General features: G+C 34.6%; 20 protein-coding genes. 4 read left to right on the forward strand and 16 right to left on the reverse strand.

From position 1 onward, the window contains the following. Positions 1-84: 84 nt before the first annotated feature. The 11 genes from DFQ11_RS04805 to DFQ11_RS04855 all read right to left on the reverse strand — a co-directional run bounded on the left by DFQ11_RS04805 (position 85) and on the right by DFQ11_RS04855 (position 9,268). Positions 85-483, reverse strand: coding sequence for a hypothetical protein (locus tag DFQ11_RS04805; RefSeq protein ID WP_110474690.1), 399 nt, complete (start codon positions 481-483; stop codon positions 85-87). Between the two features lie 54 nt (positions 484-537). Then, complete coding sequence (locus tag DFQ11_RS04810) at positions 538-969, reverse strand: hypothetical protein (RefSeq protein WP_110474691.1); 432 nt, start codon at positions 967-969, stop codon at positions 538-540. Between the two features lie 3 nt (positions 970-972). Continuing rightward, entirely contained in the window at positions 973-1,755 is a 783-nt protein-coding gene (locus DFQ11_RS04815) for an ABC transporter permease (protein ID WP_110474692.1), read from the reverse strand. Continuing rightward, complete coding sequence (locus DFQ11_RS04820; RefSeq protein WP_110474693.1) at positions 1,748-2,455, reverse strand: ABC transporter ATP-binding protein; 708 nt, start codon at positions 2,453-2,455, stop codon at positions 1,748-1,750. Before DFQ11_RS04820 ends, DFQ11_RS04815 begins: the two co-directional genes overlap by 8 nt. Further along, positions 2,449-3,684 carry a nitrous oxide reductase family maturation protein NosD gene (locus DFQ11_RS04825; protein ID WP_110474694.1) on the reverse strand — a complete coding sequence of 412 codons (1,236 nt, stop codon included), beginning with the start codon at positions 3,682-3,684 and terminating at the stop codon, positions 2,449-2,451. Before DFQ11_RS04825 ends, DFQ11_RS04820 begins: the two co-directional genes overlap by 7 nt. 4 nt (positions 3,685-3,688) lie before the next feature. Further along, complete coding sequence (locus DFQ11_RS04830) at positions 3,689-4,126, reverse strand: nitrous oxide reductase accessory protein NosL (protein ID WP_110474695.1); 438 nt, start codon at positions 4,124-4,126, stop codon at positions 3,689-3,691. Positions 4,127-4,153: 27 nt separating this feature from the next. Next, positions 4,154-4,774 (reverse strand): hypothetical protein, encoded by a 621-nt coding sequence (locus tag DFQ11_RS04835; RefSeq protein ID WP_110474696.1) that lies wholly within the window; start codon positions 4,772-4,774, stop codon positions 4,154-4,156. A gap of 143 nt (positions 4,775-4,917) precedes the next feature. Then, positions 4,918-6,882 (reverse strand): Sec-dependent nitrous-oxide reductase, encoded by a 1,965-nt coding sequence (gene nosZ, locus DFQ11_RS04840; RefSeq protein ID WP_110474697.1) that lies wholly within the window; start codon positions 6,880-6,882, stop codon positions 4,918-4,920. Between the two features lie 28 nt (positions 6,883-6,910). Beyond that, positions 6,911-7,486, reverse strand: a complete 576-nt coding sequence (locus tag DFQ11_RS04845; RefSeq protein ID WP_110474698.1) for a fasciclin domain-containing protein — start codon at positions 7,484-7,486, stop codon at positions 6,911-6,913. Between the two features lie 9 nt (positions 7,487-7,495). Then, the gene (locus DFQ11_RS04850; protein WP_110474699.1) at positions 7,496-7,975 is read right to left on the reverse strand and encodes a c-type cytochrome; all 480 of its coding nucleotides are present in this window, start codon (positions 7,973-7,975) and stop codon (positions 7,496-7,498) included. Positions 7,976-8,725: 750 nt separating this feature from the next. After that, on the reverse strand, positions 8,726-9,268 hold the full coding sequence (locus tag DFQ11_RS04855; RefSeq protein ID WP_110474700.1) for an alpha-ketoglutarate decarboxylase: 543 nt from the start codon (positions 9,266-9,268) through the stop codon (positions 8,726-8,728). Between the two features lie 117 nt (positions 9,269-9,385). Between DFQ11_RS04855 and DFQ11_RS04860 the strand changes: the two genes are divergently transcribed. From DFQ11_RS04860 to DFQ11_RS04875, 4 genes are all read left to right on the forward strand, one after another. Then, positions 9,386-12,145 carry a 2-oxoglutarate dehydrogenase E1 component gene (locus DFQ11_RS04860; RefSeq protein WP_110474701.1) on the forward strand — a complete coding sequence of 920 codons (2,760 nt, stop codon included), beginning with the start codon at positions 9,386-9,388 and terminating at the stop codon, positions 12,143-12,145. 50 nt (positions 12,146-12,195) lie between these two features. Then, positions 12,196-13,410 (forward strand): 2-oxoglutarate dehydrogenase complex dihydrolipoyllysine-residue succinyltransferase, encoded by a 1,215-nt coding sequence (gene odhB, locus DFQ11_RS04865; protein ID WP_110474702.1) that lies wholly within the window; start codon positions 12,196-12,198, stop codon positions 13,408-13,410. Positions 13,411-13,617: 207 nt separating this feature from the next. Continuing rightward, on the forward strand, positions 13,618-13,983 hold the full coding sequence (locus DFQ11_RS04870) for a group III truncated hemoglobin (RefSeq protein WP_110474703.1): 366 nt from the start codon (positions 13,618-13,620) through the stop codon (positions 13,981-13,983). Between the two features lie 10 nt (positions 13,984-13,993). After that, positions 13,994-14,335 (forward strand): cupin domain-containing protein, encoded by a 342-nt coding sequence (locus DFQ11_RS04875; protein WP_110474704.1) that lies wholly within the window; start codon positions 13,994-13,996, stop codon positions 14,333-14,335. A gap of 507 nt (positions 14,336-14,842) precedes the next feature. Here the strand turns inward: DFQ11_RS04875 and DFQ11_RS04880 are convergent. From DFQ11_RS04880 to DFQ11_RS04900, 5 genes are all read right to left on the reverse strand, one after another. Next, the gene (locus DFQ11_RS04880; RefSeq protein ID WP_110474705.1) at positions 14,843-15,466 is read right to left on the reverse strand and encodes a response regulator transcription factor; all 624 of its coding nucleotides are present in this window, start codon (positions 15,464-15,466) and stop codon (positions 14,843-14,845) included. A 64-nt stretch (positions 15,467-15,530) separates the two neighbouring features. Next, positions 15,531-15,971: a retropepsin-like aspartic protease gene (locus DFQ11_RS04885; RefSeq protein ID WP_110474706.1), complete on the reverse strand. Its 441-nt coding sequence runs from the start codon at positions 15,969-15,971 to the stop codon at positions 15,531-15,533. Continuing rightward, complete coding sequence (locus DFQ11_RS04890; protein WP_146221500.1) at positions 15,959-18,544, reverse strand: CHAT domain-containing protein; 2,586 nt, start codon at positions 18,542-18,544, stop codon at positions 15,959-15,961. Before DFQ11_RS04890 ends, DFQ11_RS04885 begins: the two co-directional genes overlap by 13 nt. A gap of 17 nt (positions 18,545-18,561) precedes the next feature. Then, positions 18,562-20,514 carry a PKD domain-containing protein gene (locus tag DFQ11_RS04895; protein ID WP_110474708.1) on the reverse strand — a complete coding sequence of 651 codons (1,953 nt, stop codon included), beginning with the start codon at positions 20,512-20,514 and terminating at the stop codon, positions 18,562-18,564. A gap of 140 nt (positions 20,515-20,654) precedes the next feature. Continuing rightward, positions 20,655-21,686, reverse strand: coding sequence for a hypothetical protein (locus DFQ11_RS04900; protein WP_229791240.1), 1,032 nt, complete (start codon positions 21,684-21,686; stop codon positions 20,655-20,657). Positions 21,687-21,803: the final 117 nt, after the last annotated feature.

Genomic DNA, 21,803 nt, shown 5'->3' on the forward strand with positions numbered 1-21,803 from the left:
TTGTTTTTAAATGTAATTATCCTGTTTGAAGCCCAATAAGGTTTCAAAAAAGGAAGTTGACTCTAGTGAGTGCACTAATAAAAACTAACTCAAATTTGGAGGAGGTGTATCGATAGCATAAAATCCAGAAGTTGGTGTGTTTAATCTATAATCGATAGTGTTTTGTATGGTTGAAACTTGAAAATCAGCTTCAATAGTATAATTTGCTTTTGCATAAACAACAAAAACATCTAAACGTGTTCTATCGGTTGAAGGAAGTGGTGTTTCTGAATTGGAATCCGAATTATTCTGAACCAATTCTTTTGTTAGTTGACACTTACCGTTACAGCCTTTTTGATCGTCTTTTTGAATACAAAGTGTTTTGGCTATAAAATCTTGGTTAATCACAAAATCGGTTACAATTACCACATTGTTAATGTTGTTTGCTAATAAAACGAACGTCAAAAACAGGGCCGTGGCTTTAAAGATAACCTTTATAATCATAAGGCTAAATTCCGAATATTTAATCTTAAATTAAATGACATTTGTCAGCTAAACTTAAATTTTAAAATACTCAAAATAAGTAGCTGTTAATTGCTTTAATGTGGTTCTTTTTTTCTTCACTTCTAAAGGTTTTTTTATGTCTTTTAAATCTGTAATTTCCGCTAAAACAGGTACAAGAACCACATGAAGTTGATCGTGTGCTTCGCCTTCCATATCGCAGCTTTTAATGATATAACTTGTTTCTTTAGAAAGTGCGTCACCCAATATTTTTCCATCTGTTGACGGATTGCTTTTTAAAATGGAATCAATCTTTTTCATCCCAATATGAGTTTCTTCATTGGCAATCCATTTTTCGTTGTTGTTTAGCGTTAAACCTTCAATTTGAATTGCGGATTCTGTTTCAAGTTTAGATGCTTCGTTTTTACAAGAAAAGCAATTTAATACTAATGTTACGATAAAAATGGAATTTAATAATAGGCGATTCATAATTTAAAAGTCTTTATTCTTTGATTTGAATACAATACGTAAAACGGGCATTACAACCCAAACGGTGAGCATTACAAAGGACACAATAAGTCCAAAGCTAGTTCCAAAAAATTGTTTAAAAACGGCTCCTGTATAACCTAAAAGTGCTGAAATATCTAGTTTCAATAAAATTAAAGTTCTTGATAGATCTATTGGGTTTAACATAGTACCAAATAATGAAACTTTATCTAAAGGGTAATCTTCAAACATAATTAAAGTCATTAAAAACAAACCGTCATAAATAACGGCAAGAAACAACCACAGTAAAATAGCATAACCGAAGCCTTTAATTTTATTCTCGTTAGATAGAGCAATATTAAAGGCGAGTGCTGTGAATATTAAAGTTAAAAAGGCACCCGTAATTAATAATAGAGAGAAATCCCAAATCGCACTGCTTTCAAACAAGCCGTAAAACACAAAAGGAATACCTAAGCCTAAAATTAAACTCATAGTTAAGGATAAGACAACACCTAAATACTGACCTAAGAAAATGGATGAGCGCTTTAAAGGTTGTGCTAATAACAATTCTGTAAATTCTTTAGAATTATAATAGTACATCACGCCGAATATAGTACCAATTAATGGTACAAGTACAATAATCACATTCATTAAGGTTATAACGGCTTTAGACAGGTCGTTATTTAAAAACAATAATACAGTACCCAACAATAAATAGAATGCGAAATAGACGTAACTCCAACGACTGCGCATTAAATCGTAAAAACTATATTTTAATATTTTAAGCATGGTTATCGGATAATATTGACGCAATCGCATGTTCGAAATCGGGTTGATTGGTCTTGGTTTTTAATTTTTGAATGCTGCCTTTGAAGTAAATTTTTCCTTCTAGAATAAATACAATTTCATCTGAAATCTCTTCAACAAAGCTCATGATATGAGAAGTGATTAAAATGGTTTTACCTTTGGCTTTCTCAGCTTTGATTAAATCTTTAAGTCGGAGCATTGAAATAGGATCTAGTCCAGACGTTGGTTCATCTAAAATAACGATAGGGCTATTAAACATAAAGGTTAGTACAAGATTTACTTTTTGTTTGGTGCCACCTGAGAGCTGCCCTAATTTTTTATTTAAAAACGGTTCTAATCTAAAGAGTTTTATTAAGCGTTGATCGTCATGTGTAGGTTTGCGTAAATCCTTAATCATTTTTATTAATTCTTTCACCTTTAAATTACTGGGAAAGTTGGCGATTTGTGGTAAATAATCAATTTTATGCCTGTATGTAGAGTTCTTTTTTATATTCTCGGCCAAAACAGTTATCTGACCTTTGTTGGGGATTACCATGCCCAAAACAGCTTTAATCAAAGTAGTTTTACCAGAGCCATTTGGTCCCAACACAGCGAAAATTCCACCTTCGCTTATCGTTAGATCAACACCTTTCAGCACTTGGTTCTTGCCAAATTTTTTGTGTAAATTTTCAATAATTACCATGTTAGTCTCTGCATTTTGGGATTATTATCCAGTAAATCATCTGGTGTAAAAACAGGCGATACTTTTTCGGAAAAATCTATAATATCTATGAACATACTTCGCAATAAAATGATGGTTTCGGGCGTGCGGTTAACGATATAGGAGAACAGTTTTACAGGTCTATAAGGAATATCACCAATGCCATTCTTGTCTAGATCGTAACCGGTGTAACTACTCCAATAATTTTTATCAAATTCATTGTCGTTAACCTTACTGTTGTAAGCAATATCGAAAGAATTGTAAAGGAAATTATTTTCAGTAAATATGTTGGCATAACAAGCACCTTTTACTTTAATGGCCCAACCGTTGTTTTCGAAAGTATTATTTTTATAATTAATGCGGTTAGAGCCTTCTACATTAATACCAATGGTATTGTTTGAAAACGTATTGCCTTCTATTTGGCCATCGTTAATTTCTTTCAGTAATAAACCATAGGATGCGGTTCCCCAATTCTCCTTAAAAATGTTTCTATACATTTTAATGCGTCTTGAAAACATGACGGCAACGCCGGCACCATTATTCTCAAAAATATTGTCTTCGTAGGTGTCGTCATTAGAGAACATAAAATGCAAGCCATAACGTACATTTAATGCACTAACATTATTTTTAATTAAGCAATCGTCTGAGAATTCTAAATAAATTCCATCACGTACGCGCTGTACAAAGTTATGTTCGATATGAATATTTTTACTATACCAAAGTTGAATTCCATTGCCAGAATTGTACTCTTCTATTGCCTCACCTATTATTTTATTGTGAAATATTTTACCATCTCTAGATTTTTCAATATAAATTCCAAAAAACAACTTTTCTAAAATCAAATTTTGAATTAGAAAATGTTTACTGTTTTTAATGCGAAGCGCCGCATAATCTTCGATATAGCTGTTACCTACATTTATTATGTTTAAACCATCAATTGTAACATTATCGGAAATTACAGTGATAATTTCACCCTTTAATTCGCCGTCAATAACAGGGTAATCTATCCCTATGATTTTTACAGGTTTATTAACACTTATATTGTATTCTTTATAGAGTCCTTTCTTAACAATAATAGTATCGAAGTCCTTGGCTTGAGCAATACCATCTTTTAATGTAGAGATAGGACAAGTTTTACAAACTTCAATAGATTGTGCAAGATTAGCATTAGTCACAAAAACAAACAATAGTACGGTGATTACTTGTTTCATAAGACTATTGCTTAAGTTTAATTAAAAGCGATTCCCAGGTATAAAGAACACCGCCTTTTTCTTTTTGAAATCTTTCAGCTTCATATTTACGCTTAAACGCAGAAAGAAATGCACCCATTGGACTGGGAATATTTTCGCTGATTAAAAACGTTGCTTTCGTGGCATCGATTAAAACCTCGGGTTCTGTGTAATTGTTAGATAAATAAAGTTTGATTTCGGAGCTGTCAAAATCGTCCATAAAATTGATCATACATTCCGTCGCATCAAACTTATAGACTTTACCTTTATTGGTTACCACTTCTGCTGCATGAACTTTATCTACTATGGTCATTTGGCAAAAGTGACAAGCATCACTTCCGTAATTTATGGGCTTTGGCCCTACATTACAATCGAAAAATATCAGTAATAGTGTAATGATTGAACAGTGTTTTAGTGTTTTCATGTATGTAGTGTTTTGTATCTGTCGGCTTTATTGTGTTGTTTTTTTTAAGGTAAATTTTCTTCCCAACCAAAAAGCAATAAGGGTTAACACCATTCCAGTGAACATGAGGTATCCGCCTATGTGTGGCCATGAATCTACATCGAAATTAAGAAGTTTTTGATGGCCAATTAGCGGTGGTTTATAGGTCATTGGTGTTCCATCAGGATTGTTTAGTTTTAAAATGGCATTAGGATCTAGGTCGCTACCATATTCTGTGAGCCAGTTATTGAAATCGTACATGCCTAGAACGCCAAGAATTGACATGAGTAAAAACCATCCTAGGAAATATTTGTAGCTTAATCTATCAAAAAAACCAAGCGATCCAATAATAACACCTAGAATTACCATACCAATAATTACTTTAGGGAAAACTGAAAACTCCCACATATCTTCAGGTTTTGGAATGGTTTTCATACCAATATAATGGTTGAGACCATCTATATTTTGTAAGTCGAATTCTTCAACGCCTTCAATACCTTGAATGTAAATATTCATTCCTAGTGGATCAGGATATTGTGGTGCGCCAAGCATAATATTCCATAAGGGAAATTTAAAGAGTCCTAATAATAATAGGGACCCTATTATCATTATAATACTAGCCGTTTTCATAATAATATGTATAATCTAGTTAACCATTTAGTTAATAGTGCGTTAAAAAGTAAGGCGAGACCGACAAATCAACTCTCGCCTTATATAGGAAAATAAACACTAAAACAAAATTTCCCTAAAGTATTGTCGTTAGCAACCTAATCTTAATCTTCGCCGAACGACCAAGACAGTTCAATATCTGAGTCTGCTGGAGACACACGAATATAGCCTTGCATTTCTTGATGTAAAGCAGAACAGAAATCTGTACAATAGAAAGGCCATACACCAACCTGTTTAGCTTCCCAGGCTAAAGTTCGTGTCTGTCCTGGTGCGATTAACAAATCGGCATTGTTAGCACCGATCATGGCAAAACCGTGAGGGACGTCAAAATCTTGCTCCAAGTTAGTGATATGGAAGAAAACTTTATCTCCTACTTTTACACCTTCAATATTATCTGGTGTAAAATGACTACGGATCATGGTCATATAGACATGAACATTTTTACCATCTCTCACCACTTTGGTTTCAGATTCGTTTGTGGCTTTGCGCGGATGCTTGTTATCTGCTAGCTTATAAAACTTAAGTGAATTTTCTTTAATAATTTCCGCAGGAATAGCTGCCGCATAATGGGGCTCGCCGTGTGTAGGGAAGTCTAAAAGCAGCTCCATTTTATCTCCAGAAATATCATATAATTGTGCTGAATGCTCCATTTCTGGGCCAACTGGTAAATAGCGATCTTTAGTAATTTTGTTCATGGCGAACATGTATTTGCCGAATGGTTTTCTAGAGTTTCCTCCGGGAATAGTTAAATGTCCTACAGAATAATAAGTTGGCTTTCTGTCAATGACTTCCCAAGTCCCTAACTTCCATTTTACAACTTCAGATGATATAAAGAATGTGGTATAGGCATTTCCTTCACCATCAAATTCGGTATGTAAAGGCCCTAAACCAGGTTGTACTACCGATCCCGCTAAGACATCTTCGAAATTTAAGATTGGAATGCCATAAGCGTCACCAGCAAACTTTTCATTTTCTATTGCGTCTAGCATTTTTGTAAAAGAGTGTACGGTTAAGTTTGCTGATAATTTGCCATTACCTACAATGTACTCTCCAGAAGGGTCTACATCGCAACCGTGGGGTGATTTTGGAGTTGGTAATAAGTACACAGCTCCAGGAACTTCAGAAGGATTAATCACGCGTACTTCTTTTTTCATGGTTGAAGTTGTTGTGTGTGTAGCTTCATCCAGTAAGTTATGTGTATATTTAGCTGGCATCATGGTACCACCACCATTATTCACATATTCTTCAATTTTTTTCCAATTAATTGTTGCAATAAAATCTTTATCGTTCTGAGATGCATTAACCTCTAAAAGAGAGTTTGCTTCCTCTGTATTATAGGTTGTAAAAAAGAACCATCCGTGGGATTTTCCACGCCCAGGATGTGAAAGATCGTAGTTAAAACCTGGCATTAAAACTTGAAATTTAATGTCCATATGTCCGTGTTCTGGATCTACCGAGATAAAAGTCAATGCGCCTTTAAAGTTACCTTTATAGTCTTTTATGGCCATATCCCTTTGTGGTACTGGAACTGAAAAACGTGTTCCTGCTACTACATATTCTGTATTTTCAGTAATAAAAGAAGAACTATGGTTTCCTGCACTGTTTGGAATTTCAATAATTTCTTCCGTTTCAAAAGATCTCAATCCAATTCTTGCAATACGAGGTGTGTTGTTTCCATTTATAAAAATCCATCGACCGTCTAATTCACCATTAGTTTGTGAAATGTCTGGATGATGCGAATCGTCCCAAGGAATAAAACCATAAGAGGTTTCTAACATTGGTTTAGACTCCTCCGAATAGCCATACCCATTGGTAGGGAATTGCGAGAATACAGGGATTTCTTTAAACATTCGTCCAGACGGTAATCCATACACCGTTAAGTTTCCACTATAACCTCCGGAGAGAAATGCGTAGTGCGAATCGTGCTCCCCTGGTGCTACATATACTTTTTCAGCAATATTGCTTGCTAAGGCACCAGATTTTCCACCAGATTTTCCAGAGTTATTACAGCTTGTGAATGCGGCAAAAAGCGCTACAAGCGCAAGGGTTGATTTAAATATATTTTTCATATTAATGTGGTATTAATTAGTATTTAAGTTAATCAGTAGGAGGTAATAAAACTTTATCAATGACATGAACAATACCGTTTCCAGCAGTGATACTCGCTAATATTTTAGCGCCTCCAATCATCGGTTCCCCATCTACAATTTCTACCTGAACGTAACCGTTGTTGGCTTGTCCTAGTTTTTTAAACTTCTTTAAAAACTCTTTGGAGTAGTTGCCAGGCGTTACATGATACTTTAGGATATTAGCCAATACATCTTTGTTTTCTGGTTTCAATAAATTTTCAACAGTACCTTCTGGTAAAGTTGCAAACGCCTCATTGGTTGGTGCAAATACCATTAACGGTCCTGCATTGACCAAGGCGTTCTCTAATTGAGCAGCCTGTACAGCCGCAACTAAAGTGGTGTGGTCTTTAGAGCCTATTGCTAGTTGTAAAACGTTAGGTGTTGATCCGTCATCTTCAATAAATGCTTGTCCAGTTCTTTCTGTAGATTTCACTTCGGTGTTCTTATCGGAGGTGCTTGTAGATGCATCTGTTTTTGCCTCATTACAAGAGCTAAAAAGCGCTGCGATTGCAACTACAAGAAATAGGTGTTTGGTTAGTGTCATACGTTGTAATTATAAGGTTCTAAAATATTCTAATACAGCTCTAGCATCCTCCTCTGATAAGTTTTGATTTGCCATTGGTGCGCCATTAAATTCCATTAATAGGTCTTTTGCTAGTGGATCTTCCTTTACCATTTGCTCAGGATTTAAAATCATGTTCATCACCCATTCTGGAGTTCTTCTTTCTAAGATACCTGTTGGCGCTGGTCCAATAAATTTTTTATCTATTTTATGACAAGCTAAACACATCTTATTATAAACATCCATTCCGTGAGCTGCCATATCCTGATCAATTTCTGCATCTAATGTTAATGATGTGACTGGCCCAACGCCTTTACTAGTGAGGTCCACACGTTCAGAAGCAGGCCCTTTGTTTTCTGTGATTACAGGGGTTTTCTTACCGTAAGTTGATTCTTCCTTTTTCTCATTACCACCACAGCTAAAAACAGAAGCTATAGCAATTATTGCTACTAATTTTATTGGTTTTCTCATCGATGTAAAATTTATGTTTATACAAATTTAGAAATGAAGGAGGAGGTAAAACATGATAATTACCATATTTCAGACGTTTTTATCTTATTTAAATATTAAGTGTATTGTATTGAGATATAAGGAATAAGGTTAAAAAAAATAATTGCCGAACGCCTGTGTAATTAGAGATTGTTGTACTAATGATTCTTGGAGAAACTAGGACGTTGCACAGAGTGGCACTTTTAGTAGAGTAGGATTCATTTTAGCTATTTGACCTTAACACAAGAAATCTATTTAATTTGCAGACTATACTAGCATATTTTAAAGAAGCCGCTTTTCAAGTAATAGTTTAATGGAGAGCAATAAAATTGGCTAGATTTATCCTTAACACTTTTATAATTAAAGACTTAATGATATAAAACTATTAAACTGAATTTAAAATTGTAATTCCAAACCCAATTTTACGACGAGAATAGTCAATTCTTATCTTATAAAATCACCGTTATTACTCACGGATAAAATAACCACCAACCCTTTATTTTCCGATTGGATTTAATTAGTAAAATATGAAATTTATTTTTTAAATTATTGAGATGGTTTTTCAAGTTGTTCTAGCGACACGTGGCAAATCTTTTTAGGATATTTGTTGTTCTAGAAGTTCAAATTAGTCTTCTTATAAGTGGTTGTCAAACTTGTTAATATATTACTTCCACAAATTATTATCAATAAATTTGAAGACATACCAAGCTTTTTGTAGACTGCTGACTATATTTAAAACATAAACCTTACAAAAGGCATCCAAGCTTCTGTATAAATACTTTTATTCTTATCGTATAGGACGTCGTATCTTATTCCAAAAGTGACGTTTCTACTTGTATATCCAGCACCTAAAAACAAAGCGGGATACCAATAATCGGTACTCAGATTCGTATCGAATCGGTGATCAAATTTTCGACTTACGTGTAATTGCTCAAATTCAGTAGAAAGCTGTAGTTCTCTAATAGGGTTAAACATGCCTAAAATACTTCCACCTAAAACAGTAGATTTAACTACATCTTTCTGTGAACTGTAAGAAAAATTAAGTCCAACACCAGAGGCAAAATAAGGGTTGAATCTATATAGTGCAACAGGTGCTAATGATCCGCTAAAGTAACCATCACCAAAACTGAGTCCAATGCCACCGCCAAACTGCACATTATTCCAAAAATTATAGGTTTTAGTTGGTCTTTCTTGTGAGAAACCATATATACTGAATAAGCAAAACAGTATGGACGCCAATAGGATTTTTTTGGTAGTACTAACTTTTTTATGCATATTGAACTTTTGTGTTAAATTGTATTTGTTATAAATATAATAAAACTGTACCTATATTTGTTAAAAGTTGTATTTTTGACTAAATTTTGTTGAAACGACAACGTCTCATAAAGTAAAATGGATAAATATTCCTTTCTCAACGCGGCACATACAGCATATTTTGCTGATTTATACGACCAATACCTAAAAAATCCCGATTCTGTAGAGCCAAGCTGGCGCGCCTTTTTTCAAGGGTATGATTTTGGATCTGAAAGCTACGGTCAAGATGAAGAAATTTCAGAAGGTGTTTCTGCAGTAATACCAGAGCAACTTCAAAAAGAATTTCAAGTTCTAAAACTCATTGATGGGTATAGAAACAGAGGGCATTTGTTTACAAAAACAAACCCTGTTAGAGCAAGACGCAAATACGCGCCAACTCTTGAAATTGAAAACTTCGGATTGTCTCAGAGCGATTTGCAAACTACATTCTCAGCAGGTGAAGTTTTAGGATTAGGATCTTCGGCAACACTACAAAGTATTATAGACCATCTAGAAACTATTTATTGTTCGTCTATTGGTGTAGAATACATGTATATTAGAAAACCTGAAGAAATTCAGTGGATTCAAAATAAGCTTAACGTCAATGATAATCATCCGAAATTTTCAGTAGATGAAAAGAAAAACATCTTAAGAAAATTAAACCAAGCCGTCTCTTTCGAAACGTTCTTACATACGAAATATGTTGGGCAAAAGAGATTCTCTCTTGAAGGAGGTGAGGCTTTAATTCCAGCCTTAGATGCATTGATTGAACATGCGTCTGGCTATGATGTCAAGGAATTTGTAATGGGAATGGCACATCGTGGTCGTTTAAGTACATTGACCAACATTTTCGGAAAATCGGCGAAAGACATCTTTAGTGAGTTTGATGGAAAAGATTATGAGCAAGAAGTCTTTGATGGCGACGTAAAATATCACCTAGGTTGGACGAGCGATCGTGTGACGGATAGTGGTAAAAAAATAAACTTAAATATTGCTCCAAACCCTTCGCATTTAGAAACAGTAGGTGCGGTAGTAGAAGGGATTACTAGAGCAAAACAAGACGATAAATATCGTGATAACCCATCACAAGTACTGCCAATTGTGGTACATGGAGATGCGGCGATTGCAGGTCAAGGTTTAGTATATGAAGTGGTGCAAATGGCGCAACTAGACGGGTATAAAACCGGCGGAACTATTCATATCGTAGTGAATAACCAAATCGGTTTTACAACTAACTATTTAGATGCACGTTCTAGTACTTATTGTACAGATATAGCAAAAGTAACATTGTCACCTGTATTACATGTGAATGCAGACGATGTTGAAGCCGTGGTACACGCTACCTTATTTGCTTTACATTTTAGAATGAAATTTAATCGTGATGTCTTTATTGATATGCTTGGGTATAGAAAATATGGACATAATGAAGGTGATGAACCAAAATTCACGCAACCATTATTATATAAAGCGATTTCAAAACATAAAAATCCAAGAAATATCTATGCTGAACGTTTGTTAGCAGAAGGTGTAATTGATGACGGTTTTGTAGCTAAGATTGAAAAAGAATACAAGGATCAGTTAGAAGAAAAACTGGAAGATTCTCGTAAGGAAACAAAAACAGAAATTACACCATTTATGCAAAATGAATGGGGTAATCTTTCAACGGCTGAAGAAGATAAAATGATGCAGCCTGTGGATACGACCTATCCTGCAGAAACCTTAAAAGAAATTACTAAAAATATTTCTACACTTCCTAGCGATAAGAAGTTTATTAGAAAAATTCAAAGGTTAATTGAGTCTAGACAAACTATGTTCGATGAAAATCGATTAGATTGGGCGATGGCAGAACATTTAGCGTATGGATCTATTCTATTAGAAGGGGGAGATGTTCGTATTTCTGGTCAGGATGTGGAACGTGGTACGTTCTCTCACCGTCATGCTGTTGTCAAAGTAGAAGATAGCGAAGAAGAAATTATCTTACTTAATAAGTTAAGCGATAAGCAAGGTCGTTTCTTTATATATAACTCCTTACTTTCTGAGTATGGTGTTGTTGGTTTTGATTATGGTTATGCAATGGCTAGTCCAAAGACATTAACTATATGGGAAGCGCAATTTGGTGACTTTAGTAATGGCGCCCAAATTATGTTAGATCAATATATCTCTGCAGCAGAAGATAAATGGAAAATCCAAAACGGATTGGTCATGCTTTTACCACATGGCTATGAAGGTCAAGGAGCTGAGCATTCATCGGCTCGAATGGAGCGTTATTTACAGCTTTGTGCTAAAGATAATATGTTTGTGGCCGACTGTACGACTCCAGCTAACATGTTCCATTTATTACGTAGACAAATAAAAGCAGATTACAGAAAACCTCTTATCGTATTTACACCGAAGAGTTTGTTACGTCATCCAAAAGTAGTGTCTACTGTGGAGGAATTTGCAAATGGTAGTTTCCAAATGTTAATCGATGATGCCAATGCAAACGTAGATAAGGTGAAAACCTTAGTTTTCATGACCGGTAAATTCTATTACGATTTATTAGAGGAACAAGAAAAGTTAGGAAGAGATGATGTGGCCTTGGTAAGAATAGAACAATTATTCCCATTACCAATCGAACAAATTAGAGCGATTCTTAAGAAGTATAAGAATGCAGACGACATCGTATGGGCTCAAGAAGAACCAAGAAACATGGGCGCTTATAGTCATATGTTAATGCATATCGATGAAGTAAAACAATTTAGAGTCGCATCTAGAAGACCTTATGGTGCACCAGCAGCAGGAAGCTCTGTGCGTTCTAAGATTAGACATAAAGAAGTTATAGATTACGTTTTTGACAAAAGCAAAAACAACCAGAGATAAAGAAAGTTAATTAATACAACTCAAATTAGAGCTTAATAAAACGAACAAGCATGATTTTAGAAATGAAAGTGCCTTCACCAGGCGAATCAATTACTGAGGTGGAAATTGCAGAGTGGTTAGTGCAAGACGGAGATTATGTAGAAAAGGATCAAGCCATTGCAGAAGTAGACAGTGATAAAGCAACTTTAGAGTTGCCAGCTGAAGCTAGTGGAACTATTACACTTAAAGCTGAAGAAGGTGATGCTGTTGCCGTTGGAGCTGTTGTATGTTTAATTGACACAAGTGCTGCAAAACCTGAGGGTGGCGAAGCACCTGCAAAAGTTGAAAAGAAAGAAGAAGCGCCTAAACAGGAAGCATCAAAGCCTGCTGCAGCTGAGTCTAAAACTTATGCTACTGGTACGGCTAGTCCAGCAGCTAAGAAAGTTTTAGCTGAAAAAGGAATCGACGCCAATTCAATTTCGGGAACAGGTAAAGACGGTAGAATCACTAAAGAAGATGCTGTAAAAGCAGTACCTTCAATGGGAACGCCAACCGGTGGAAACAGAGGAACATCTCGTAGTAAAATGTCAATGTTACGTCGTAAAGTAGCAGAGCGTTTAGTAGAGGCTAAAAATACCACAGCAATGCTAACCACATTCAATGAGGTAAACATGACGCCTATATTTAATCTACGTAATCAATACAAAGAAGAATTTAAGGCAAAACATGGTGTAGGTCTTGGATTCATGAGTTTCTTTACTTTAGCGGTTGTTAGAGCGTTAAAAATGTATCCAGCTGTGAATTCTATGATTGATGGTAAGGAAATGATATCTTACGATTTCGTAGATGTGAGTATTGCTGTATCAGGGCCAAAAGGATTAATGGTACCTGTAATTAGAAATGCTGAAAACCTAACCTTTAGAGGTGTTGAATCTGAAGTAAAGAGATTAGCGTTAAGAGCAAGAGATGGTAAAATCACAGTAGATGAAATGACTGGTGGTACATTCACGATTTCTAATGGTGGTGTATTCGGAAGTATGTTGTCTACACCAATTATCAACCCTCCTCAAAGTGGTATCTTAGGAATGCACAATATTATTCAGCGTCCAATCGCTGTAGATGGAAAAGTTGAAATTCACCCAATGATGTATGTGGCTTTATCTTATGATCACAGAATCATTGATGGTAAAGAATCTGTTGGTTTCTTAGTGTCAGTTAAAGAAGCTCTAGAAAGCCCAGAAGAATTATTGATGGATAATGATATCAAGAAAGCTTTAGAACTATAAGTTTTAAATCGTCATATTTAAAAGCGCAATCTCTATAAGATTGCGCTTTTTTTATGAACTAGAATTAAGTCGAAATAAGTGGATTATAAGGGGAGTTGTTAATGCCATATTAAATAAAATCTAAAACAAAACTAATATAGGATAAATTTGTCCTATTACTAAAATTGGATTAAATTTGTCTTATATATTTAGAACAATAGTTTAATAATGAAAGATATAACAAATAGGAAGGACGTAGAGTTTATGGTAGATACATTCTACTCGGCCGTGCGAGAAGATGAGCTTTTAGGCCCGATTTTTAATCGTGTCATCCAGGATAATTGGCCTACGCATTTAGAGACGATGTACAAGTTTTGGTCTACAGTGCTCTTACAAGAAATGTCTTATAAAGGGGCGCCTTTTATGCCGCATCGAAAATTGCCAATTTCTCCTGAACATTTCGATCGTTGGATATATCATTTCTATACGACTATAGATAAACACTTCGAAGGAGAGGTTGCTGAAGAAGCAAAATGGAGATCAGCCAGAATGGCCGAAATGTTCATGTATAAATTAGAATCAAATAGTTACTAAAATTTAGATTATGAAACTTGCATCACTTGCTGAAGACCTGGTTTACAATGAATCAAAACCAGCTATAAACGTTCTTTTAGAAACAGAAAATTCTAAAGAAATTAGAATTGCCTTCAAAAAAGGTCAAATAATGAAAGAGCATAAAACACCTTATCCTATCGTAGTTGAGGTGTTTAAAGGAGAAATAGTTTTTGGGGTTAATGGCATCAAGCACCAACTTAAAACTGGAGGACTGATTGCTTTGGAAGGAGATATCCCACATGATTTATTAGCTAATGAAAACAGTATTGTTCGTTTGTCACTATCTAAAAAGGATAAGGTTGAGCGTGTAAGAAGTGTTGAAACCTCTTAATAGTACGACTGTTTAAGCGATTTTACAGCGATAAATAAAAGAGCGCAAATTCAATGAAATTGCGCTTTTCTACCTCTAACTAAATGTTGAAGAAACTAACTAAAATTAACTTAAGTAATTAACAGCAATATTGGCTGATATTACGATTATTGAACTTATGATTATTAAAATCATAAACGTTTTATCTGTTTTTGAGGTATTCTCTTTCATTACTTCCATAAAATAATTTTTTTAAAAGCTCCAATTTGAATTTCATTTTGGAGCTTTATAGTTTTTAACTTGGAGTTGATTAATAGCTGATGTAAAGTTGCGAATTATCAAGGGGCATTTCAATACGTAGTACTACGTATTTTTGAGAGCTTAGGATATAAAAAAAGCCTTAGACGAAAAGTCTAAGGCTTAGTAATCCCCTAAGAACTAACTAATAGCTCGTTATTAACCCTTAATTAATAACAGTGTAAAGGTCAGAAAAATATTAATATGTTGCTATACGTAGAACTACGTATATTAAAGAAATTCTAAACTTTCTTTGGCAAATAGGTATAAACTGGTTGGTTTTGAGTCTATTGAGAGTTTAGCTCTAATATTACTTTTGTGCTTTTCTACAGTTCGTACTGAAATAAATAACTCGTCCGCGATTTCTGTAGCCGTTTTATTTTCTCCTATAAGTTTTAGAATCTTCGTTTCGGAAGCAGTTAAAGTTGTCAATTTCTCAGGTGTTTTGTTCACCTTAATAAACGATACAAGCTCAGGGCTAAAATAACTCTTGCCGTTATTTAATGCTGAAATACAATTTTCAATTTCTACTAAAGCAAATTCTTTTAATACATACCCATAGACACCCAATGACTTGGCTTCATTATAAATCTTTTCATCCTTTTCAAAAGTGATCAACACAATTTTCGTAGGTATACCTTCTTCCTTACATTTTGCCGCAATTTCAAGACCTGAAAAAAAAGGCATTTTAATATCTAGAATAGCAATGGCTGGTGTGTGTGCTTTAATTAAAGTTAAAGCTTCTTTACCGTTTTTTGCACTAGCTATAACGTTGAATTTTTTCTCTGTTAAAAAGTCATGTAAGCCTTTAAGTACAAGAGGGTGATCGTCTGCAATAATAATGGTGGGATTCATATAGACTATTTCGTAGCTAATTAAGGTAAAGGGGTAAGAAGAATCTTAAACATTAAGTATGTTATTATAATTTTAAATATAAATATTTTTTCTCATAATCTATGATGGCTTTTCCTTTCCTTAATAGGTCGGCACCAAGAATGCCATCTACAGGTTCGGCGTTGTGATTGATAAGTCCATTATTAACATGTGATAAATTAAATAAAATTAAGGGCACACGTTGTTTTTTCCATTTCCCAATTTTTACATGGTTAGACTTCGAAATTTGAGTCAACATATCTGAAGCTCCAGCGCCTACCGCTTTAATTTCTGAGTCTTTAACTTTGAGATTAAAGTGCTCAATAGCCTCAAATCCTACACAGCTATTCGATGCGCCTGTATCTAAAATAAATCGACCTTTTACGCCGTTAATGCTTGCTTTGATTTCAAAGTGATTGGTTTTTGTGAATTTGAGTTTCACTTTAGAATAGCCTTTATGGGTAAGGAAGTCTTTTAGGGTTTCCATGTTTTTCTTTTTGTAATTAGTATCCAAATTAATAAGCCAACAATCAAGCCAATAATACAATAAATTAAAATAGGGATTGAAGGTGAAGATTTGGCAGGTGTTAGGTCGCCAAAATAAACAAATGCACTCCAATAATAGGGCGATTTTTTAATATTAGAAATATCAGGATGTTTTAAATAGGCTAACTTAGAATTTTGATTGGCGACAAATGCCGACTCGGTTTTTCGAAGTTCTCTATAGAAACTTGACATAAGTTGTGATGTGGACAAATCATTGATTTTCCATAATGACACTACCATATTAGGTACACCGGCGTATTTAAAACCACGAGCCAAACTCATAGAGCCTTCTCCTTTTTGAAGCATACCAACGCCAGTTTCACAGGCGCTTAAAACGACTAAATCATTTTTTAAATCGAGTTGATATAAGTCTTGCAGATATAATTTTGAATCTATAAAATCGATATTCGCCGCTATCTTAAAGTCACCACTATTGGCATGAGTAGATAGGTGCAAAATACTATAGTCTTTGGCGCGCTCTAAAACACCTTGTTTGGTCGCGGCCTCATACATCAAAAACTCGGTCTGGATCTCATCGTCTATACGATCCGCTTCATCTAAGGAGTACTTCAGTTTTAAATTGGTATTGTCAAATACCGGAAATACACCTAAAGCTGAATCCTTAAAACGATAAGGCTTTGATTGTGTATAAAACAAAGCGCTAGTATGGTAAACAATACGATGTGATTGAACCATAAATGGCATTTCAGAATAGTTTGAAGTGGAGGTCGATTGTGTTAATAAACTTTCGAATGGAATAAAGTTGAGCAGCCCATCAGCAACAATAATGGTATTTTTATAGGGCGAAATAGATTGGAGCTTTAATGCTTCATATAAGTGAAACGCATCCTCCGTAAACGCCGTGATATTATTATTTATAGTTGATGCTTTTTCGAAATAATTGATGAATTTCGAAATCTTCGTTTGCATTGAATTCGATAATTCAATATGTTGAAAATCGATATGTAGTGGTGAAAACACAAATTGATATAAACCATTTTTACCACTAAAATATTCCACTAAACAAGCCTGGTCTTTTTCTAATTTAGCTCTTAAACGCTCAGTATTTAGAGTGTTCAGATTGGCTAAATTATATTTTTTTTGAATAGAGTCCTGTAATTGTTTCAACACTAAACCTGTCCTAATAAGCTGCAACTGTAAACTATCACGTTCTATTAACTGAGCTCTATTTATAGGTCGGTTAAGAAGTTTGTTAGTATAATGTTGTTGCTGCTTCAACAAATGTTGTTCTTCAATAAGTAGGCTGTCATTAGGATGTTCTTCTAAAAGCTGCTTCTTAGAACTGTGCCATTTTAAAGCTATGGCTTTATTCAATTCGGCATAGGCAAAAGCGCGCTTTGCATAGGCACTCTTGCCTTTTACCTGATACAAATCATAAAGTAATGAAATACATTTTTCGCTTCGATCTTTATTAATACTAGCACTTAAAATATAGCTCTCTTGATCTGTATTCTCTTGCGCAAACTTTTGTGTTACATAAAAACTTAAATCATAATAATGCAATGCCTTTTCAGGATTGCTTTCTATTTCTGCCCACAAATCAAAAATATCTATAAAGGTGTTTTCAGGATATAAATCTTCTGTGGTAGGGATTTTAGTAGTTTCAAAATTGGGTAATAAGGAAGCTAAGCTGTTTTTTAACTTCACGATGGCTTTATCATTCTCATTTCTTAGAAAGTGTAATTGTGCTTCTTGAAAACTAAATTTCGCCCTATTTCTTGCAGAGGTTAGTGGATTGATTTTTAAGTTTTTCAAACGGTTTAAATACGAATAGGCTTTATCGTAATCACCTTTTTTTAAAGCCACTTCATAGTTTATCTCATGCTGCTCAATTTTCCCTATGTCAAATCGTGGTCCAACGAGATCATTTTCTAATAAGAAGTGATTCTGATTAATTTCTATAAGACGTTCGCTTTTTCTTTTTATAGAATTCAGTCTTCGCTCTTGATATTTCTTTAAGCCGTTAATCTGAAGACCCTTATTAGCGATTTCAATGACTTGTTTATGCTTGTATAGCGATTGATAAAGCTTTGCAAGATTGATATAACCAGAAATTTGCTGTGCATGGTTATTGTATTTTTCGGCAAGCTGAATATAATACCTAATCATCTGTTCAGCTTTTATATAAGAGTTGGTCTTGTGGTAAAGAATACCAAGAGGAATAAGTCCATACTCCACAATATCATAGGAAGTAATCTCATGATTTATATAAAGTTGATATGCTTTTTCGTAGGTTTTTATTGCTTCGGTTTGCCGATTAATTTTAGAGAGGTAATAAGCTTTGTTAACGAGTAAATTAATAAAAGCATAATAGTCGTCTTTCGTGTTTAGTTGAGATTCAAATTGAGAAATTTTTACATTCAAAGTCTCTAAACCTTCAAGGTTTTGGTGTTGTTGAAAGGATTCCGTAGCGACATATATAGACTCTTCAAGGTTTTGAGATAGGCTAGTGCTAAAGACAAAAACAAACAGTAAAAGAAATCCTTTTTTCATATGTGGTGAGATAGGTTTTAGAATTTCCAAATGGCGTAAAGTTGCAAATAGTCATAATGCTCCTTGAAATTAAACACGTATCGTACGCCGAGACTTGGCCCAATTCGAGCAAAACCCACTGTGGTCTCTACTAAAAATCCTGTTCTGAAATTGGTAAATGATTTGGATAATTCGTCATCACTTGTAATCGTGTTAAAGACGGGGGCATCAGAGCCTTGGCCTTCAAACTGCTCTATATAAACAGATTGCTTTTGTTTTTCATTTACAGAAATGGTTCCTAAAACACCAGCACCTAAACCTATATAATTGTTTACATTATAACGTATTAATGCAGGAACTTCCCAATCGATATTAGAGTAACGGCTAGTGGTAGTGCTGCGTTGAAAATACTCAAATCCTGCAGCATGTTGAACAAACTCTTCTTTAATTGATGTCTCACCATCAAAGTTGTGAAAACTATTTAAAAGTTCCACTTGCCAATACCAACGATAAGATTTATAAGGTGAAATGGTAGCACCTAAAAAGTAACTTTCGGAATTATTTAGATCAGCAAACGAATTATAGCCAGCTTTTACTCCAATAGATATTCCCGGTAGAAATCGAGTAGTCGAATAATTAGTAATGATAGGTTCGTTTTTATCAAAGATAATGGCAGTACGGGATTTGGTTTTCTTCTTATGAAAATCATCGGCAAACTTAATTTGATACTTAACAAAGCCTTTAGTAGAGTCGTAAACTTTCACATTCTTTTGTTCACTTCCTGGTAAGTATATATTCTTAAAGGTGAATATCGCTTGTTTAGAGGTATATGTAGTGTCCAAACAACTGTATGCGACATCGTATTTCGGACAGATTTTTACCTTCGGGTACAGGTCTAAAACCTCAATAGAAGATTTATCAAACATATCAGGAATATCCGTTTCTAATCGAATAGTTCTCGCAGGACCTTCGCCATTATTCTGAAATTTAATCTTAAACTTTGGACGTTTATGTCGAACTAACCTATAATTAAGAAAAGTTGCGTTTGTCGACATTTTGTTTGGGTCGTGAGAAGTAACAATCTCCATTTCCATATCTTTTACATGGTGATTGTCGTAATTACTATCAGGCACATAAACACCTCTAACTTTAATTATCGCCGAGGTGTCTTTCAACATTTCTTTAGAAGTTTTTAAGGTGTAAAAGACATGACGCTCCTCATTAGGTTGCATTTGATCAAAGCTTAACTGACTGGAATTTCGAAATTTTAATTTTGCCTCGTCTAAAGTTAAAGGAAGGTTTCTACGTACTGTGCTGTCTTGAGGTTGGGTTGCAAATGATAGCAAATCGTCTTCAGCGGAAGCATAATAAACATCAGAATCAAATCTTGAAGAATATACTATAGCTTCACTAGATATGTCTTTTTCATTATGATACGGTCGGGTTTCGATACTTTCGAAATTGTCTGCGTTATATTTCTCCTCATTATAAAATAAATACAACTTTCCGTTGGTTGTATAATCTTTGGTGTTTTTATAGCTAAATACCACAACAATGTCTTCTTCAGGCATGGGCTCTCTATTGCGTTGAAGGTTCATAACATCATCCATGGAGGCTTGCTCATTATAGTCGTCTTTAGCGTTATTGATAGTAATTTTTTTAGGACGTGTTTGAGGAGGTTTGCCTGTATCGTAATTATTAGTGGCCCATAATCTTACCGTATATGATCCGTTTTTGTTATAGGTCTTTTTAGGTTCTTTTTCCTTGCTAAATGTACCATCTCCAAATTCCCAAAAATTAGTGTAAAAGGCTTTGGGCGCTCCAGCAATTTGATTTAACTCAGGGGCATCGGCTTTAAATTCTACTTGTTGCCCTACTTGTTTATAGTTAATATTTGCAGTCCGATCTGTGCTGTCAGGGGGGATCTTTTGTTGAGCAATACTAATAATTGAAAAGCTTAAGGCTAATATAATTGAGATTGTAGGTTTCATTTCCGATAGTTTTGCGTGATTAAATTTAAGAATTTAATTCTAAGCATAGTATAATTCTTACTTGATGTCGATAAATAGAAATAATAAAAAGTCAGAAAACTTAATTTCTGACTTTTCTCAACTAAGCAGGATATTTAGATTTAAGGCAATTCATTTAATAAATCAATTAAGGATTCTTCAGTACCTACTATAGTTTCCTCTATATCGAATGTAATGATATCGTTCGCGACTATCGTTACAGGTTTAATGGCGTATCTCCATTGACCATTAGATTCTGTGACAAATATGAGGTGACACTCTAAGCCAATCGGGATTTGTCCATAGTGTTCACTAAACACATTCAGGCTATCGTCAAAAGTGTCTAACTGAGCTAAGGCTGGTCGTTCACCATCATAAGATAAATAAACATCACTATTTTCATCGTTATAACCAATTGGAGGTTGCACTTGTAATTGTGTTTTAGGTCTTGGATCGCTATAAAATCTATCGATGTTTGTCCAACCAAAACCTTCTGCCAAAACATAATAGCTTGTATCTTCCATAAAAAGTCCACCACCAGCAGCATCGTCCACTATTTCATCCCAAGTAAGGTTTCCATTATCATCAATAACGCCATTCCAAAGCGTCATGCCTTGGTCAGGACCATTAGTTAAATCAGAAGGCACGACTAATTGATAGCCACAGGTGGTTTCTAATATGTTTCCATTTTGACGGGCTTCTAAATAGAATTCTCCACCAGTAATTAGTAAAGCTTTGCCTCCATCAGGTAAGCGTCCCATAGTTGGCTTATTGGTGGTTAGCATGTTCCCTTTTTCGAAAATTTCGACATATTCTAAGGTGACATCTCCAGATACAGGATTCCCATTATGGCTAAGGCAATTAGCATTGATTTGGATGTCCACACCTTTTTCTGATGTTAATGTAATATAGCCATCATCAGCATTAAAATTAAATATTTGGGTATGGTTATCTAGGGCAATTGCTCTTATGTTTTCAAATTCCTGAGCTGTAGGAGGTGTTTCAACGAAACCTTCATGAGTGGCATCATCATTCGATTCGCAATTCGTAAATAATATAGCGGTCATGGCAATAACACCAATAACATTTCGCGAAGTTTTACTTAATAACGATGTAGTCATTGTTCTGTTTTTAAAGAATTTTGTTGTTTTCATAATATTGATTTTAAGCATTATTGATTCAGTTTGTTTTCACTGTTACACCCTTATATCAAAACACCTTAGAATTTGTTACCCTCATTCTATAAAGATTTTTTAAATTCGTTGAAAATA

The organism is Winogradskyella epiphytica, assembly GCF_003217215.1.
In the GTDB taxonomy this organism is placed as follows: Bacteria; Bacteroidota; Bacteroidia; order Flavobacteriales; family Flavobacteriaceae; genus Winogradskyella; species Winogradskyella epiphytica.

Coding starts and splice junctions, on each gene's coding strand:
- DFQ11_RS04825 (WP_110474694.1), bottom strand. CDS start 3,684: ATGAAACAAGTAATCACCGTACTATTGTTTGTTTTTGTGACTAATGCT.
- DFQ11_RS04895 (WP_110474708.1), bottom strand. CDS start 20,514: ATGAAACCTACAATCTCAATTATATTAGCCTTAAGCTTTTCAATTATT.
- DFQ11_RS04860 (WP_110474701.1), top strand. CDS start 9,386: ATGGATAAATATTCCTTTCTCAACGCGGCACATACAGCATATTTTGCT.
- DFQ11_RS04805 (WP_110474690.1), bottom strand. CDS start 483: ATGATTATAAAGGTTATCTTTAAAGCCACGGCCCTGTTTTTGACGTTC.
- DFQ11_RS04870 (WP_110474703.1), top strand. CDS start 13,618: ATGAAAGATATAACAAATAGGAAGGACGTAGAGTTTATGGTAGATACA.
- DFQ11_RS04885 (WP_110474706.1), bottom strand. CDS start 15,971: ATGGAAACCCTAAAAGACTTCCTTACCCATAAAGGCTATTCTAAAGTG.
- DFQ11_RS04890 (WP_146221500.1), bottom strand. CDS start 18,544: ATGAAAAAAGGATTTCTTTTACTGTTTGTTTTTGTCTTTAGCACTAGC.
- DFQ11_RS04815 (WP_110474692.1), bottom strand. CDS start 1,755: ATGCTTAAAATATTAAAATATAGTTTTTACGATTTAATGCGCAGTCGT.
- DFQ11_RS04830 (WP_110474695.1), bottom strand. CDS start 4,126: ATGAAAACACTAAAACACTGTTCAATCATTACACTATTACTGATATTT.
- DFQ11_RS04850 (WP_110474699.1), bottom strand. CDS start 7,975: ATGAGAAAACCAATAAAATTAGTAGCAATAATTGCTATAGCTTCTGTT.
- DFQ11_RS04880 (WP_110474705.1), bottom strand. CDS start 15,466: ATGAATCCCACCATTATTATTGCAGACGATCACCCTCTTGTACTTAAA.
- DFQ11_RS04875 (WP_110474704.1), top strand. CDS start 13,994: ATGAAACTTGCATCACTTGCTGAAGACCTGGTTTACAATGAATCAAAA.
- DFQ11_RS04820 (WP_110474693.1), bottom strand. CDS start 2,455: ATGGTAATTATTGAAAATTTACACAAAAAATTTGGCAAGAACCAAGTG.
- nosZ (WP_110474697.1), bottom strand. CDS start 6,882: ATGAAAAATATATTTAAATCAACCCTTGCGCTTGTAGCGCTTTTTGCC.
- DFQ11_RS04835 (WP_110474696.1), bottom strand. CDS start 4,774: ATGAAAACGGCTAGTATTATAATGATAATAGGGTCCCTATTATTATTA.
- DFQ11_RS04810 (WP_110474691.1), bottom strand. CDS start 969: ATGAATCGCCTATTATTAAATTCCATTTTTATCGTAACATTAGTATTA.
- DFQ11_RS04845 (WP_110474698.1), bottom strand. CDS start 7,486: ATGACACTAACCAAACACCTATTTCTTGTAGTTGCAATCGCAGCGCTT.
- odhB (WP_110474702.1), top strand. CDS start 12,196: ATGATTTTAGAAATGAAAGTGCCTTCACCAGGCGAATCAATTACTGAG.
- DFQ11_RS04900 (WP_229791240.1), bottom strand. CDS start 21,686: ATGAAAACAACAAAATTCTTTAAAAACAGAACAATGACTACATCGTTA.
- DFQ11_RS04855 (WP_110474700.1), bottom strand. CDS start 9,268: ATGCATAAAAAAGTTAGTACTACCAAAAAAATCCTATTGGCGTCCATA.